Annotated in this window: 16 protein-coding genes; 3 read left to right on the top strand and 13 right to left on the bottom strand. The window is 69.2% G+C overall.

Annotation, left to right across the window (positions count from 1 at the left end; genetic code table 11):
- The 13 genes from ACFVSU_RS18850 to prmC all read right to left on the bottom strand — a co-directional run bounded on the left by ACFVSU_RS18850 (position 1) and on the right by prmC (position 11,241).
- The gene (locus ACFVSU_RS18850; RefSeq protein WP_387146498.1) at positions 1 to 750 is read right to left on the bottom strand and encodes a YaaA family protein; all 750 of its coding nucleotides are present in this window, start codon (positions 748 to 750) and stop codon (positions 1 to 3) included.
- Positions 751 to 841: 91 nt separating this feature from the next.
- Positions 842 to 1,102: a F0F1 ATP synthase subunit epsilon gene (locus ACFVSU_RS18845; protein WP_045297537.1), complete on the bottom strand. Its 261-nt coding sequence runs from the start codon at positions 1,100 to 1,102 to the stop codon at positions 842 to 844.
- A gap of 2 nt (positions 1,103 to 1,104) precedes the next feature.
- Positions 1,105 to 2,553, bottom strand: coding sequence for a F0F1 ATP synthase subunit beta (atpD, locus tag ACFVSU_RS18840; RefSeq protein ID WP_376010439.1), 1,449 nt, complete (start codon positions 2,551 to 2,553; stop codon positions 1,105 to 1,107).
- A 39-nt stretch (positions 2,554 to 2,592) separates the two neighbouring features.
- Complete coding sequence (locus tag ACFVSU_RS18835; RefSeq protein WP_375872882.1) at positions 2,593 to 3,489, bottom strand: F0F1 ATP synthase subunit gamma; 897 nt, start codon at positions 3,487 to 3,489, stop codon at positions 2,593 to 2,595.
- Positions 3,490 to 3,510: 21 nt separating this feature from the next.
- Positions 3,511 to 5,148, bottom strand: a complete 1,638-nt coding sequence (atpA, locus tag ACFVSU_RS18830; protein ID WP_387146493.1) for a F0F1 ATP synthase subunit alpha — start codon at positions 5,146 to 5,148, stop codon at positions 3,511 to 3,513.
- Between the two features lie 60 nt (positions 5,149 to 5,208).
- Positions 5,209 to 6,000 carry a F0F1 ATP synthase subunit delta gene (locus ACFVSU_RS18825; protein ID WP_387146490.1) on the bottom strand — a complete coding sequence of 264 codons (792 nt, stop codon included), beginning with the start codon at positions 5,998 to 6,000 and terminating at the stop codon, positions 5,209 to 5,211.
- Positions 6,000 to 6,557, bottom strand: coding sequence for a F0F1 ATP synthase subunit B (locus tag ACFVSU_RS18820; protein ID WP_375872884.1), 558 nt, complete (start codon positions 6,555 to 6,557; stop codon positions 6,000 to 6,002). The genes ACFVSU_RS18825 and ACFVSU_RS18820 overlap by 1 nt, the downstream gene beginning before the upstream one ends.
- Before the next feature lie 29 nt (positions 6,558 to 6,586).
- Positions 6,587 to 6,823 (bottom strand): ATP synthase F0 subunit C, encoded by a 237-nt coding sequence (atpE, locus tag ACFVSU_RS18815; protein ID WP_159845304.1) that lies wholly within the window; start codon positions 6,821 to 6,823, stop codon positions 6,587 to 6,589.
- 62 nt (positions 6,824 to 6,885) lie between these two features.
- On the bottom strand, positions 6,886 to 7,677 hold the full coding sequence (gene atpB, locus ACFVSU_RS18810; RefSeq protein ID WP_235560275.1) for a F0F1 ATP synthase subunit A: 792 nt from the start codon (positions 7,675 to 7,677) through the stop codon (positions 6,886 to 6,888).
- 167 nt (positions 7,678 to 7,844) lie between these two features.
- Positions 7,845 to 8,348, bottom strand: coding sequence for a hypothetical protein (locus tag ACFVSU_RS18805; protein ID WP_387146486.1), 504 nt, complete (start codon positions 8,346 to 8,348; stop codon positions 7,845 to 7,847).
- Positions 8,345 to 9,553, bottom strand: a complete 1,209-nt coding sequence (locus ACFVSU_RS18800; RefSeq protein WP_387146483.1) for an MraY family glycosyltransferase — start codon at positions 9,551 to 9,553, stop codon at positions 8,345 to 8,347. Before ACFVSU_RS18800 ends, ACFVSU_RS18805 begins: the two co-directional genes overlap by 4 nt.
- Positions 9,550 to 10,305 carry an L-threonylcarbamoyladenylate synthase gene (locus tag ACFVSU_RS18795; RefSeq protein WP_387146480.1) on the bottom strand — a complete coding sequence of 252 codons (756 nt, stop codon included), beginning with the start codon at positions 10,303 to 10,305 and terminating at the stop codon, positions 9,550 to 9,552. Before ACFVSU_RS18795 ends, ACFVSU_RS18800 begins: the two co-directional genes overlap by 4 nt.
- Positions 10,306 to 10,362: 57 nt before the next feature.
- Positions 10,363 to 11,241 (bottom strand): peptide chain release factor N(5)-glutamine methyltransferase, encoded by an 879-nt coding sequence (gene prmC, locus ACFVSU_RS18790; RefSeq protein ID WP_387146477.1) that lies wholly within the window; start codon positions 11,239 to 11,241, stop codon positions 10,363 to 10,365.
- 139 nt (positions 11,242 to 11,380) lie between these two features.
- On the opposite strand from prmC, the gene cysK (ACFVSU_RS18785) reads away from it, so the two are divergent.
- From cysK (ACFVSU_RS18785) to epsC, 3 genes are all read left to right on the top strand, one after another.
- Positions 11,381 to 12,319, top strand: coding sequence for a cysteine synthase A (gene cysK, locus ACFVSU_RS18785; RefSeq protein ID WP_387146474.1), 939 nt, complete (start codon positions 11,381 to 11,383; stop codon positions 12,317 to 12,319).
- A gap of 91 nt (positions 12,320 to 12,410) precedes the next feature.
- A complete protein-coding gene (gene cysK, locus ACFVSU_RS18780) occupies positions 12,411 to 13,364 on the top strand; it encodes a cysteine synthase A (RefSeq protein ID WP_387146471.1) in 954 nt (317 codons plus the stop codon).
- Complete coding sequence (epsC, locus tag ACFVSU_RS18775; RefSeq protein WP_387146468.1) at positions 13,361 to 13,945, top strand: serine O-acetyltransferase EpsC; 585 nt, start codon at positions 13,361 to 13,363, stop codon at positions 13,943 to 13,945. The genes cysK (ACFVSU_RS18780) and epsC overlap by 4 nt, the downstream gene beginning before the upstream one ends.
- Positions 13,946 to 13,967: the final 22 nt, after the last annotated feature.

The following is a 13,967-nucleotide window of genomic DNA, read 5'->3' as shown; positions in this document are numbered from 1 at the left end:
TCAGGCGAAGAGCTCGAGTTCGCCGGCTCCGGTCTCGCGTACGCGGAGGCCCGCGGCATCCGCCCATGTCAGGAACCCCGCGGCAGACCCGATTCGCGGGCGGTCCTCGGCGAGCCGGCGGACGAGCGCGCCCTTCGCGTGCTTGTTGAAGTGGTTGAGGGCGCGCGCGGCGCCGTCGGCCCCCTCGCTCACGACGCGCACGTACCGGGAGGCGACGCCGGCCGGCACCGGGCCGAGGCCGACGTAGGCCTCGGAGCGGAGGTCGAGCACGAACCGCGGGGCGAGGGCAGCGAGGGCGGCGGTCACGTCGGCGCCCCAGTGGCGCCGCAGCGGTGGCACACCGGGAAGCGACGTGGCCGCGCCGAGACGATACGCCGGGATCGGATCCAGCGCGCCCACCGGCCCGAACGGCGCCGAGTGCACGAGGACATGGGCTCCCAGCCAGCGCCGGCCGGCGGCGGAGACGGATGCGGCATCCAGCGCGTCGAAGAGGACACCGGTGTAGCGATCGATCGCGGCCATGGTCGGGGCTTCGCGCAGTGCAGCGTTGACCGCGACCTCGCCGCGCTGCTGGGGGCCGAGCTTGAGGACGCGTGCGGCGTGGTCCTCATCGGCCGAGAGGGCGACCAGGGCCGCCACGACGGCGTCGCGCTGCGGTGCCAGCTCCGGCAGTGCCAGTCCTGCGGCATCCAGAGGTGCGCGCTTGCCACCGGTGCGCTTCGTCTCGGACGGGGGCAGCAGGATCAACATGGCTCTCCGTGGCGGGGCTCGGGGCGGCGTCGCCGGATGAAACGACTCGGCCGATCCCCGAGGGGACCGGCCGAGTGCGAATGATGGGTGATCAGGAGATCAGTGCGGCGTTTCCGGCCACGATCGTGAGGTCATCGCCTTCCATCGACAGGAACCCGTCCTGCGCGTTGGCGATGATCTTCGTGCCGGAGGTCTCGGTGATGCGCACCTGACCCTCGGCGAGGATCGCGAGCACCGGCTCGTGACCGGTCATGAAGCCGATCTCGCCCTCGACGGTCTTGGCGACGACGAGCGACGCCTCCCCCGACCAGACCTCCGCGTCCGCGGAGACGAGGCTCACTTTGAGCGGCATGATCAGCCGTTCTCCTTCTGGATACGCGCCCACTGCTCTTCGACGTCGGAGATGCCGCCGACGTTGAAGAAGGCCTGCTCGGCCACGTGGTCGAACTCGCCCTTGACGATCGCGTCGAACGACTCGATGGTCTCCTTGATCGGGACCGTCGAACCCTCGACACCGGTGAACTTCTTCGCCATGTAGGTGTTCTGCGAGAGGAACTGCTGGATGCGGCGCGCGCGGGCGACGACGATCTTGTCCTCTTCCGAGAGCTCGTCGACACCGAGGATCGCGATGATCTCCTGCAGTTCCTTGTTCTTCTGCAGGATCTGCTTCACGGCGGTGGCCACGCGGTAGTGGTCCTCACCGATGTAGCGCGGGTCGAGGATGCGGCTCGTCGACGTCAGCGGGTCGATGGCCGGGTACAGACCCTTCGACGCGATCTCACGCGAGAGCTCGGTGGTGGCGTCGAGGTGCGCGAACGTGGTCGCCGGAGCCGGGTCGGTGTAGTCGTCGGCGGGGACGTAGATCGCCTGGAGCGACGTGATCGAGTGACCGCGCGTCGAGGTGATGCGCTCCTGGAGGATGCCCATCTCGTCGGCGAGGTTCGGCTGGTAGCCCACCGCGGAGGGCATGCGGCCGAGCAGCGTCGAGACCTCGGAACCGGCCTGCGTGAAGCGGAAGATGTTGTCGATGAAGAGCAGCACGTCCTGCTTCTGCACGTCGCGGAAGTACTCCGCCATCGTGAGGGCCGAGAGGGCCACGCGCAGACGCGTCCCCGGCGGCTCGTCCATCTGGCCGAAGACGAGGGCGGTCTTGTCGAAGACGCCCGCCTCCTCCATCTCGCCGATGAGGTCGTTACCCTCACGGGTGCGCTCGCCGACACCGGCGAACACCGACACACCACCGTGGTCCTGCGCGACGCGCTGGATCATCTCCTGGATGAGGACCGTCTTGCCGACGCCGGCGCCGCCGAAGAGGCCGATCTTTCCACCCTGCACGTACGGGGTGAGAAGGTCGATCGACTTGATGCCGGTCTCGAACATCTCGGTCTTCGACTCGAGCTGGTCGAACGAGGGCGCCTGGCGGTGGATGCCCCAGCGCTCGGTGACCTCGACGGTCTCGCCCGGAGCGGCGTTCAGGACGTCACCCGTGACGTTGAACACCTTGCCCTTGGTGACGTCGCCGACGGGGACCGTGATGGGCCCGCCGGTGTCGCGCACCTCCTGGCCGCGGACCATGCCGTCGGTCGGCTTCAGCGAGATGGCGCGGACGAGGTCGTCACCGAGGTGCTGAGCGACCTCGAGCGTGATCTCGGCCGACTCGCCGTCGATGGTGATCGTCGTCTTGAGCGCGTTGTAGATGTCGGGGATCGAGTCGTGCGGGAACTCGATGTCGACGACGGGGCCGGTGACGCGGGCGACGCGCCCGACGACCGCCGTCTCGGTCTTGTCAGCGGTGAGGCTCATGGCTTCTTCTCTTTCGTGTGGTCTGTCTGCGCAGGAGCGTTACTTGCCCGAGGACAGAGCGTCGGCGCCGCCGACGATCTCGGCGATCTGCTGCGTGATCTCGGCCTGGCGCGCGTTGTTGCGCAGGCGCGTGTAGTCGGTGATGAGCTTGTCGGCGTTGTCGCTGGCGGACTTCATCGCCTTCTGCGTGGCGGCGTGCTTCGCGGCCGACGACTGCAGGAGGGCGTTGAAGACGCGGCTCTGGATGTACACCGGCAGAAGCGCGTCGAGCACGGTCTCGGCGTCCGGCTCGAACTCGTACAGCGGGTACACCGCTGCCGAGGACGACTCCTCGGCCTCGACGACCTCGAGCGGGAGCAGGCGCACCGTCTCGGGCGTCTGCGTCATCATGCTGACGAAGCGGTTGTAGACGAGGTGGATCTCGTCGACGCCGTTCTCCTCGCCGCCGCGGTCGTACGCGTCGAGCAGGGTCGCCGCGATCTCCTCGGCGGTCGTGAAGTGCGGCGTGTCGGTGTCGCCCGTCCACTCGGCGGCCGCCTCCATGCGACGGAACTGGAAGTACCCGACGGCCTTGCGCCCGACGAGGTAGAACACCGGCTCCCGGCCCTCCTCGCGCAGCAGCTGCGCGAGCTCGAGCCCCTCACGGAGGATCTGCGAGTTGAACGCGCCCGCGAGACCGCGGTCGGACGAGAAGATCACGACCGCGGAGCGGCGGATCGTCTCTCGTTCGACGGTCAGCGGGTGATCGACGTTGGAGTGCGTCGCCACGGCGGAGACGGCACTGCTGACGGCCCGCGCGAAGGGCGACGACGCGCGCACACGCGCCATCGCCTTCTGGATGCGCGAAGCCGCGATGAGTTCCATCGCCTTCGTGATCTTCTTGGTCGTCTGAGCAGAAGAGATCTTCTGCTTGTAGACCCGGAGTTGTGCGCCCATGTCTGCTAGCCCAGGCCCGCCTTAGCGGCGGCCCTTGACGATCTTCTCCTGGTTCACGTCGTCGGCCTGAGCCGCCGCGACCTCTTCGTGGCCGGGCTTCGTGATCGACTGGCCCTTGCCGGCCTGGAACTCGAGGATGAACTCGTCGGTCTTCTTCGTCAGCTCCGCCACGGTGTCGTCGTCGAGGACGTTCGTGTCGCGCAGCGTGTCGAGGATCGTGGTGTTGCGACGCAGGTAGTCGAGAAGCTCGCGCTCGAACGAGAGCACGTCCTCGACCTCGATGGTGTCGAGCTTGCCGTTGGTGCCGGCCCAGACCGAGACGACCTGCTCCTCGACCGGGTACGGCGAGTACTGCGGCTGCTTGAGCAGTTCGGTCAGACGGGCGCCACGGGCGAGCTGGCGACGCGATGCGGCGTCCAGGTCCGAGGCGAACATGGCGAACGCCTCGAGCGAGCGGTACTGGGCGAGCTCGAGCTTGAGCGTGCCCGAGACCTTCTTGATCGACTTGACCTGTGCGTCACCGCCGACTCGCGAGACCGAGATGCCGACGTCGACCGCGGGGCGCTGGTTGGCGTTGAACAGGTCGGACTGCAGGAAGATCTGGCCGTCCGTGATCGAGATCACGTTGGTCGGGATGTACGCCGAGACGTCGTTGGCCTTGGTCTCGATGATCGGGAGACCCGTCATCGAGCCGGCGCCGAGCTCGTCGGACAGCTTCGCGCAGCGCTCGAGCAGACGCGAGTGCAGGTAGAAGACGTCACCCGGGTAGGCCTCACGGCCCGGCGGGCGGCGGAGGAGCAGCGACACGGCGCGGTAGGCCTCGGCCTGCTTCGACAGGTCGTCGAAGATGACCAGGACGTGCTTGCCCTCGTACATCCAGTGCTGGCCGATGGCCGAGCCGGTGTACGGCGCGAGGTACTTGAAGCCGGCGGGGTCGGAGGCGGGAGCCGCGACGATCGTCGTGTACTCCAGCGCGCCGGCGTCCTCGAGGGCGCCCTTCACGGCCGCGATCGTGGAGCCCTTCTGGCCGATCGCGACGTAGATGCAGCGCACCTGCTTGTTGACATCGCCCGACTCCCAGTTGGAGCGCTGGTTGATGATCGTGTCGATCGCGATCGCGGTCTTGCCGGTCTGGCGGTCGCCGATGATGAGCTGGCGCTGGCCGCGGCCGACCGGGATCATCGCGTCGATGGCCTTGATGCCGGTCTGCAGCGGCTCGTGCACCGACTTGCGCTGCATGACGCCCGGCGCCTGCAGCTCGAGGGCACGACGGCCGACGGTGGCGATCTCGCCGAGGCCGTCGATCGGGTTGCCGAGCGGGTCGACCACGCGGCCGAGGTAGCCGTCGCCGACGGGCACCGAGAGCACCTCACCGGTGCGGGTGACCTGCTGGCCGGCTTCGATGCCGGCGAAGTCGCCGAGGACGACCACACCGATCTCGTGCTCGTCCAGGTTCAGCGCGAGGCCCTGCGTGCCGTCCGCGAACGTGACGAGCTCGTTCGCCATGACACCGGGAAGGCCCTCGACGTGGGCGATGCCGTCAGCGGCGTCGACGACCGTGCCGACCTCGGTGGCCGCAGCCCCGGTGGGCTCGTAGGCGGCGACGAAGTCCTTCAGCGCGTCACGGATGACATCAGGGCTGATAGAGAGATCTGCCATTGTTTTCCTTCGTTCAAGGGGCCGCGGCCCCGAAGTCTCCGCTTGCGCGGGAAGTCTGTGTCAGCCGGCGAGCCGCTGACGGAGGTCGGCCAGACGCGACGACACGCTCGCGTCGATCACGTCGTCCGCGATCTGCACGCGCACGCCGCCGACGACGGTCGGGTCGACGATGGTGTTCAGCGACACCGGCGTGCCGTAGCGCTTGGTCAGCGCGGCCGTGAGGCGCTCGCTCTGCGCTGCGCTGAGCGGTGCGGCCGCGACGACCGTCGCGACCGCGCGGTTGCGCTGGTCGGCCACGAGACGCGTCGCGCGCGACAGCAGCTGACGCACGCGCCGCTCGCGCGGCTGGCGGATGAGGGAGGACGCGATCAGCGTCGCCCCTGCGCTCGCGCGGCCCGCGAGCAGCTTCTCGACAAGCGCGCCCTTCGCAGCGGAGTCGCCCAGGCGGCTTCCCAGCGCGAGCTCGAGCTCGGGGTTGTCGGCCACCGTCCGCGAGAACGCGAACAGCTCGGCTTCGACGTCGGCCTTCGCGTCCGCGACAGCGGCCGCGCGCACGGCGAGCTCCTCGATGCCGTCGATGAGATCGCCGGCCGAGGACCACCGCTGGGCGACGGCGGTCGTCAGCAGCGACGCCGTCGTGGGCTTGACGGCCTTGCCGAACACGTCGGCGACGACCTTGCGGCGGGCCTCGGTCGACGCGGCGGAGTCGGCGAGCGCGCCGCTCAGCTGCGACGAGTCGCCCACGGCGCGCGCGACGGCGAAGAGTTCGCCGGCCACGTCGAGGTCGACGCCCGACGCGGCGCGGAGCGCCGCCGTCGTCGCCGCCAGGGCCTGAGTGGTCGCGCTGCCCATTACGCCTTGGCCCCTTCGGACTCTTCGAGCTCGGCGAGGAAGCGGTCGACGACGGCCTGAGCCTTCTTGTCGTCGGACAGCGTCTCACCGATCACGCCGCCGGCGAGGTCGAGGGCGAGCGTGCCCACCTCGCTGCGCAGCGACACGAGTGCCGTCTGGCGCTCCGCCTCGATCTGGGCGTGCGCGGTCGTGGTCAGGCGCGAAGCCTCCGCCGAAGCGGTCTCCTTGGCCTCGGCGACGATCTTCTTGCCGTCCTCGCGGGCGGCGTCGCGGATCTCACCGGCCTCCTTGCGAGCATCGGCGAGCTGCGCCGTGTACTCCTCGAGGGCGGCCTCGGCCTTGCGCTGGGCCTCGTCGGCCTTGGCGATGTTGCCTTCGATCGCAGCGGAGCGCTCGTCGAGCAGCTTCTTCATCCGCGGAAGGGCGACCTTCCAGAAGATGATGAGGATGACGATGAAGCACACCGACGACCAGATGATGTCGTACCACGCGGGGAGGAGGGGGTTGTGCGCCTCCGCACCCTCTTCCGCGGCGTACGTGACAAGAGCGTGCAGCATCCTGTCTCCTTACGACTGGGTGTGGGCGATCAGAAGCCGAAGATGAAGCCGGTCGCGATGCCGATGAAGGCGAGCGCCTCGGTGAAGGCGATACCGATCCACATGAGGACCTGCAGGCGGCCGGCCAGCTCGGGCTGACGGGCGACGCCCTCGATCGTCTTGCCGACGACGATGCCCACGCCGATGGCCGGGCCGATGGCGGCGAGACCGTATCCGACGGTCGCGATGGAGCCGGAGACCTCTGCGAGAACCGTAGTTGCGTCCACGGGGGTGTTTCCTTTCGGTTGTGGGCGGCCCTGCGTCGTTTCAGGGCAGGGCCGTCCCGCTTTCAGTGCTCTTCGGCGACCGCGAGCTGGATGTAGACCGCGGTGAGAAGGGCGAAGACGTAGGCCTGGAGGACTGCCACCAGGATTTCGAACAGGGTGAAGACGAAGCCGAACGCGAGGCTGCCGGCGCCGAGGATCGACCACCAGCCGCCCATGTCGAAGATGAAGAACTGCGTGGCCGCGAAGAACAGCACCAGCAGCAGGTGGCCGACCATCATGTTCATCAGGAGTCGGAGGGTCAGCGTGACCGGCCGGATGATGAACGTCGAGATGAGCTCGATCGGCGTGACGATGATGTAGATCGGCCACGGCACGCCCGACGGGAAGAGCGAGTTCTTGAAGAAGTTCTTCGGGCTCTTCTTGATGCCGGCGTAGATGAACGTGACGTAGCTCACGACGGCGAGCGTCAGCGGCACCGCGATGATGCTCGTGCCGGCGATGTTCAGGAACGGGATGATGCCCGTGATGTTCATGAACAGGATCATGAAGAACAGCGTCGTGAGGATCGGCAGGAAGCGCTGGGCGTCCTTCTTGCCGAGCAGGTCTTCGCCGATGTTGACGCGGACGAAGTCCAGTCCCATCTCGACGAGGCTCTGGAAGCGTCCCGGCACGACACGCATACGGCGCGTGCCGAGCCAGAAGATCACGACGACGGCGATCGTGGCGAGGAACTGGATGAGGTGGATCCGGGTGATCGGAACACCGGCCAGATTGAAGAGAACCTCGGGGAAGAACTCATCGATCGAGGGCCCGTGGAAGACGGGCGGTTCATCCGTGGCAAAGGGGGCGATCAGGGTCGCAGCATGAATAGACAGCGCTGGCTCCAGCTTCGGGGCACCGGTCAAGAACCGTTGCGACGATGGTCGGTGAGCGTCACTCCGCAAGTACTCGCTGAGCGAGTGGGCGGGCGCTCGTTCAGCCTATCAAACTTGTGAGCTCGCTGAATCCGCGCAGGGGTGGTTCACGACGCGCCGGGCTCCCCGTCGCGCTTGTCTCCCTCGTCGGGGTCGGTCGGAAGCGTCACATCGCTCACGTGCGGCACCCGCATGCGCACCATCACGACGACGTCGACCGCCAGCGAGGCGAGCACGCTCACGACCGCCGCGACGAAGAACACCTGGGGCTCGATCCAGGGCTGACCGCGCAGGACGAGGAGGATCACGATGAACACGACGAACTTGAGGATCCACCCGCCCATCACGATGCCGAAGAAGATCGGCACGTAGAGCGGGTCGCCGAACCAGCGGTTCGCGATGAGGATGCTCGCCCCGGTGATGCCGAGGAAGACCGCGGCGACCAGGACGCCGGCCAGGGCGCTCCAGAGGCCCGTGGTGCCGGCGACGAGGAAGCCGACGATCGCGCCGATGACGGCGAGGATCGCGGTGACCGAGCCCGACCACACCAGGACGGTGCGCAGGATCGGGGTGCTGGAGATCGGGGTGCGGGGGTTCGGGCTGGTGCTCATCGGGCGTCCTCCTGTGCGGGCGCGGGATCGGGCTGCGGTTCGGGTTCGGGTACGGAGGGGGCCGTCGACGCGGTGACGGGCCGGCGGCGCGAGGGAAGGAGGGTGACGACGAGGCATGCGGCGATGCCGACGATCCCGTAGAAGACGCCGAAGAGGTAGTCCCCCGGCCACTGCAGGGTCGTGCCGATGTACATGAGCAGCACCGACAGGCTCACGAGGGCCGTCCACGCGTAGAAGATGAGCACGGCGTCGCGATCCGTGTGGCCCATGTCGAGCATGCGGTGGTGGAGGTGCTTGCGGTCGGGCGAGAACGGCGACTTGCCCCTGCTCATGCGCCGCACGACGGCGAGGCCGAAGTCGAGCAGCGGCAGCAGGACCACGACGACTGGCAGGAGGATCGGGATGAACGCACCGAGAAGCTGCGAGCGGCCGAACGCGTCGTTGTCGGCGATCATCGCGGGGTCGAAGTTGCCGGTGATCGAGATCGCCGAGCACGCCATCAGGAGGCCGAGCATCAGCGCGCCGGCATCGCCCATGAACAGGCGCGCGGGGCTCCAGTTGAGAGGGAGGAACCCGATGCACGCGCCGATGAGCACGGCGGCGATGAGCGAGGACAGCGTGAAGTAGGTGCTCGAGCCGATGTCGCGGAACACCATGTAGGAGTACGCGAAGAAGACCGCGTTCGCGATCAGGCACACCCCGGCGACGAGGCCGTCGAGCCCGTCGATGAAGTTCACCGCGTTCATGACGACGACGATCGAGAAGACGGTGAGGGTGAAGCTCGCCCAGCTCGAGAAGATCGTCATGCCGCCCAGCGGCAGCGTGTAGATCTGGAGCTGCCCGAACCACGCGATCACGCCGGCCGCGAGGAACTGCGCGCCCAGCTTGATCATCCAGTCGAGATCCCACAGGTCGTCGAGCACGCCGACGACGACGATGAGCGCGGTCGCGCCGAGGAGGGCGTACATCTGCTGGGGCTGAGCCCAGACGATGGAGAAGTACGGATGCTGCGACGACACCGCGAACGCCGCCAGCACGCCGATGAACATGGCGATGCCGCCGAGGCGCGGCGTGGGCGTCTTGTGGACGTCGCGTTCGCGGATGCCCGGATACAGCTTGTACTTGAGGCTGAGTCGCCACACCGCCCACGACAGGACGAAGGTGACGGCCGCCGTGAGGAGGATCGTGAAGACGTACTGCTTCACGAGCGGTCGGGTTCCGGCGCCTCGGGCGTCGCAGCCGCGTCGGCCGGAGTATCTGTGACCGGGGCGTCGGCTTCGGGCTCGGAGCCCGGGTCGGGCTCGAGGAGGTCGCCGAGCACGTCGCGCAGCTGTTCGCGGCTGACCGCGCCCTCGCGCAGCACGCGCACCAGGGGCTCGTCGCCGACGACGAGGCTCGTCGCGTCGATGATCGTCGAAGGGATGCCGGTCTTGGACGGCCCGTCGCCGAGATAGACGGCGACGCTGTCCTTCAGCATCCCTTCCGCGTCCTCGGCGCTGATGCCCGCCGCCATGCCGGTGAGGTTGGCGCTCGAGACCGCCAGCGGACCGGTCTCTTCGAGGAGCTCGAGGGCGATGCGGTGCGCCGGCATGCGCACAGCGACGGTGCCGCGGGTCTCGCCGAGGTCCCACGACAGCGAGGGCTGCGACGGCAGCACGATGGTGAGGCCACCCGGCCAGTACGCCTCCACGAGGCGTTCGACCGGCTCGGGCACCTCGGCCACGAGCGCGCGCAGCGTCGTGAGTCCTGCGACGAGAACGGGCGGCGGCGACTGGCGTCCGCGCCCCTTGGCCGCGAGCAGGCGCGCGACGGCGGCGTGGTCGAAGGCGTCGGCGGCGACGCCGTAGACGGTGTCGGTGGGGATGACGACGAGCTCGCCGCGGCCGATGGCCTGGCGCGCCTGGCGCATGCCGGTGAGCAGCTGCGCCTCGTCACGGCAGTCGTAGATGGGGGACATATCGCCCGTCAGTCTAGTTGTGAAGCCCCGGACGAACGCTCCGAGCCGGCGGCGCGCTCAGGGGCGCAGCGCGGTGGTCGCGCGGTCGCGCATCGTGAGGTCGGGGTGGGTCGCCGCGGCACGCCAGCCGTCGGCCTCGAGGATCCCGCGGATCGCCTCGCCCTGCCACTCGCCGTGCTCGATCACGATCAGGCCGCCCGGGTGCGCGAGGCGCAGTCCCACGCCGCTCAGCACGCGGACGACGTCGAGGCCGTCCTCTCCCCCGTACAGCGCCGCGGGCGGGTCGAAGAAGCGGACTTCCGGATCGCGCGGGATCGCAGCATCCGGAACATACGGAGGATTGGATGCCACCACCGAGACCGTGCCGTCGAGCTCCGGGAAGGCGTGGGCGAGGTCGATGAAGGCGAGCGTCGCGTTGCCGGCGCCGACGTGCGCGAAGTTCTCCTTGGTCCACACGAAGGCGTCGACGGAGTTCTCGGCGGCGTAGACGCGCGCGTGCGGCACCTCGGTCGCCATGGCGAGGGCGATCGCGCCGCTGCCGGTGCCGAGATCCACCGCGATGGGAGAGGCGGATGCTGCGGCCCGCAGCGCGTCGATCGCCAGCTGCGCGACCACCTCGGTCTCGGGTCGCGGCACGAACACGCCGGGGCCGACCCGCAGCTCCAGGTGGCGGAAGGGCGCTGTCCCGATGATGTGCTGCAGCGGCTCGCGGGTGGCGCGGCGGGTGACCAGCTCGTCGAGGCGGGAGGCGTCGGCGACGGTCAGGCGATCCCCGCGGATCGCCGCCGCCTGCACTCCCCCGCGCCCGGAGCCGAGCACGAAGGCGGCGAGCAGCTCGGTGTCGACGGACGGATCGGTGACGCCGACCTCGGCCAGACGCGCGGCGGCGCGGCGGAGGGCATCGGAGAGCAGGGGGGAATCGTCGGGAGAAGCCATGACCGCATCCACTTTAGGCCCGGCACGGCGGCGGGCAGGGTACCGGGGCGCGGCCAGGCCTTCGTCACAGAAGGACTCACAGCGAAAGGGTCACCCTAGGCTGGGCACGATCCGCCGTGAACCCCGTGAAAGGCCCGACATGCCCGGCATCCACTCCGACATCACCGCTGCTTTCGGCAACACCCCGCTGGTCCGCCTCAACCGCGTGACCAACGGCTCCGGCGCCGAGGTGCTCGCCAAGCTCGAGTTCTACAACCCGGGCTCCAGCGTCAAGGACCGTCTGGGCATCGCGATCGTCGATGCCGCTGAGGCCGCCGGTGCGCTGAAGCCGGGCGGCACCATCGTCGAGGGCACCAGTGGCAACACCGGCATCGCGCTCGCCCTGGTCGGCGCCGCGCGCGGCTACAAGGTCATCCTGACCATGCCCTCGTCCATGTCCGTCGAGCGCCGCCAGCTGCTCAAGCGCTTCGGCGCGGAGCTCGTGCTCACCGACCCCGCGGGCGGCATGAAGCTCGCCGTCGCCGAGGCCGAGCGCATCGTCGCCGAGACGCCGGGCGCCGTCCTCGCGAAGCAGTTCGAGAACGAGGCGAACCGCCAGATCCACCGCAAGACCACCGCCGAGGAGATCTGGCGCGACACCGACGGCGAAGTCGACATCTTCGTCGCCGGCGTCGGCACGGGCGGCACCATCACCGGTGTCGGCCAGGTGCTCAAGGAGCGCAAGCCCGAGGTGCAGGTCGTCGCCGTCGAGCCGACCGCGTCGCCCCTGCTGTCGACCGGCACCCCCGGTCCGGCGAAGATCCAGGGCATCGGCCCGAACTTCGTGCCGCCGATCCTCGACACGGACGTGTTCGACGAGGTCGTCACGGTCGAGTTCGAGGACGCCATCTCGACCTCGCGCGACCTGGCCGCCCAGGAAGGCATCCTCGTCGGCATCTCGAGCGGCGCCGCCGTGTGGGCCGCCCTGCAGATCGCAGCCCGCCCCGAGAACGCCGGCAAGAAGATCGTCGTGATCACCCCCGACACCGGCGAGCGCTACCTCTCGACCGCGCTCTTCGAGGATCTGCGCGAAGATTGAGTCGTCACGACGGCGCGCCGGCACCCCGACCCGTTCGGGCGCCGGCGCGCCGTCGCCGTCTTCGCGCACCGCTGATCCGAGGGAGTTCCACGTGCCCGGCATCCATTCCGACATCACCACCGCCTTCGGCGAGACGCCGCTCGTGCGGCTCAACGCGCTCACCCAGGGCCTCGGCGCGGAGGTGCTCGCGAAGCTCGAGTTCTACAACCCGGGCTCCTCGGTCAAGGACCGCCTGGGCTACGCGCTCGTCGAGGCCGCCGAGGCCGCGGGAGAGCTGCTCCCGGGCGGCACGATCGTCGAGTCCACGAGCGGCAACACCGGCATCTCGCTCGCGCTGATCGGCGCCGCGCGCGGGTACCGCGTCATCCTGACGATGCCCGCCTCGATGTCGAAGGAGCGCCGCACCCTCTTGAAGGCCTTCGGCGCCGAACTCGTGCTCACCGACCCCTACAAGGGCATGACCGAGGCGGTCGAGACGGCCCAGCGCATCGTCGCCGAGACGCCGGGCGCCATCCTCGCTCGTCAGTTCGAGCACGAGGCGAACGCCGCGATCCACCGCAAGACCACCGCCGAGGAGATCTGGCGCGACACCGAGGGCCGCGTGGATTGGTTCGTCGCCGGTTCGGGCACGGGCGGCACGATCACCGGCGTCGGTCAGGTGCTCAAGCAGCGCAACCCGGACGTCAAGATCGTCCTCGTCGAGCCGAAGGACTCCCCCGTCCTGACGGAGGGCCGTGCCGGCGGCCACCGCATCCAGGGCATCGGACCGAACTTCGTCCCCGAGGTGCTCGACCGCTCGGTCGTCGACGAGATCTTCGACGTCGAGTTCGATGACGCGATCAACGTCGCGCGCGAGCTCGCCACGCGCGAGGGCATCCTCGCTGGGATGTCGGCCGGTGCCGCCGTGTGGGCGGCGCTGCAGATCGCCGCACGCCCCGAGGCCGCCGGGCAGCGCATCGTCGTCATCGTGCCCGACTCGGGCGAACGCTACCTGTCGACCGCTCTGTACGAGCACCTGCGCGAGCCGGAGGCCCAGACCAAATGACCGACGAACGCATCGGATTCTTCGCCCGGGCCCGTGAGGACATCGCCGCGGCGAAGCTGCGCGACCCCGCGGCGCGCGGCGGCCTCGAGATCGCCGTGCTGTACCCGGGACTGCACGCGATCTGGGCGCACCGCGTGTGGCACGCCCTGTGGACGCGGGACTTCCGATTCGTCGCGCGCGCCGGGTCGCAGATCACCCGATGGCTCACCGGCATCGAGATCCACCCCGGTGCCACGATCGGCCGTCGCTTCTTCATCGACCACGGCATGGGCGTCGTGGTCGGCGAGACCGCCGAGGTCGGCGACGACGTCATGCTCTACCACGGCGTCACCCTCGGCGGCCGCCAGCGCGAGGGGGGCAAGCGCCACCCCACGATCGAGGACGGCGTCGCCGTCGGCGCCGGCGCCAAGATCCTCGGCCCGATCACGATCGGCGCCGGATCCGTCATCGGTGCGAACGCGGTCGTCACCAAGGACGCGCCCGCCGACAGCGTGCTGGTCGGCGTGCCCGCCAAGCCGCGCGCCCGCCGCGTCGGCGACGACACCCGCGCCCTGCTGACGACGCCCGAGTACTACATCTGACGCGGCTCGGATGACGGATGCT

The sequence above is a fragment of the Microbacterium sp. NPDC058062 genome, assembly GCF_042885375.1.
In the GTDB taxonomy this organism is placed as follows: domain Bacteria; phylum Actinomycetota; class Actinomycetes; order Actinomycetales; family Microbacteriaceae; genus Microbacterium; species Microbacterium trichothecenolyticum_C.
The sequence above is the reverse complement of the archived record's forward strand: the minus strand, read 5'-3'. Positions and strand labels throughout refer to the sequence as shown.

What these genes read in the sequence shown, in the direction of transcription:
- ACFVSU_RS18825 (WP_387146490.1), bottom strand. Translation starts at nt 6,000, where the DNA reads ATGGGCAGCGCGACCACTCAGGCCCTGGCGGCGACGACGGCGGCGCTC.
- cysK (WP_387146474.1), top strand. Translation starts at nt 11,381, where the DNA reads ATGCCCGGCATCCACTCCGACATCACCGCTGCTTTCGGCAACACCCCG.
- atpA (WP_387146493.1), bottom strand. Translation starts at nt 5,148, where the DNA reads ATGGCAGATCTCTCTATCAGCCCTGATGTCATCCGTGACGCGCTGAAG.
- prmC (WP_387146477.1), bottom strand. Translation starts at nt 11,241, where the DNA reads ATGGCTTCTCCCGACGATTCCCCCCTGCTCTCCGATGCCCTCCGCCGC.
- ACFVSU_RS18835 (WP_375872882.1), bottom strand. Translation starts at nt 3,489, where the DNA reads ATGGGCGCACAACTCCGGGTCTACAAGCAGAAGATCTCTTCTGCTCAG.
- ACFVSU_RS18805 (WP_387146486.1), bottom strand. Translation starts at nt 8,348, where the DNA reads ATGAGCACCAGCCCGAACCCCCGCACCCCGATCTCCAGCACCCCGATC.
- ACFVSU_RS18845 (WP_045297537.1), bottom strand. Translation starts at nt 1,102, where the DNA reads ATGCCGCTCAAAGTGAGCCTCGTCTCCGCGGACGCGGAGGTCTGGTCG.
- ACFVSU_RS18795 (WP_387146480.1), bottom strand. Translation starts at nt 10,305, where the DNA reads ATGTCCCCCATCTACGACTGCCGTGACGAGGCGCAGCTGCTCACCGGC.
- atpD (WP_376010439.1), bottom strand. Translation starts at nt 2,553, where the DNA reads ATGAGCCTCACCGCTGACAAGACCGAGACGGCGGTCGTCGGGCGCGTC.
- ACFVSU_RS18850 (WP_387146498.1), bottom strand. Translation starts at nt 750, where the DNA reads ATGTTGATCCTGCTGCCCCCGTCCGAGACGAAGCGCACCGGTGGCAAG.
- epsC (WP_387146468.1), top strand. Translation starts at nt 13,361, where the DNA reads ATGACCGACGAACGCATCGGATTCTTCGCCCGGGCCCGTGAGGACATC.
- ACFVSU_RS18820 (WP_375872884.1), bottom strand. Translation starts at nt 6,557, where the DNA reads ATGCTGCACGCTCTTGTCACGTACGCCGCGGAAGAGGGTGCGGAGGCG.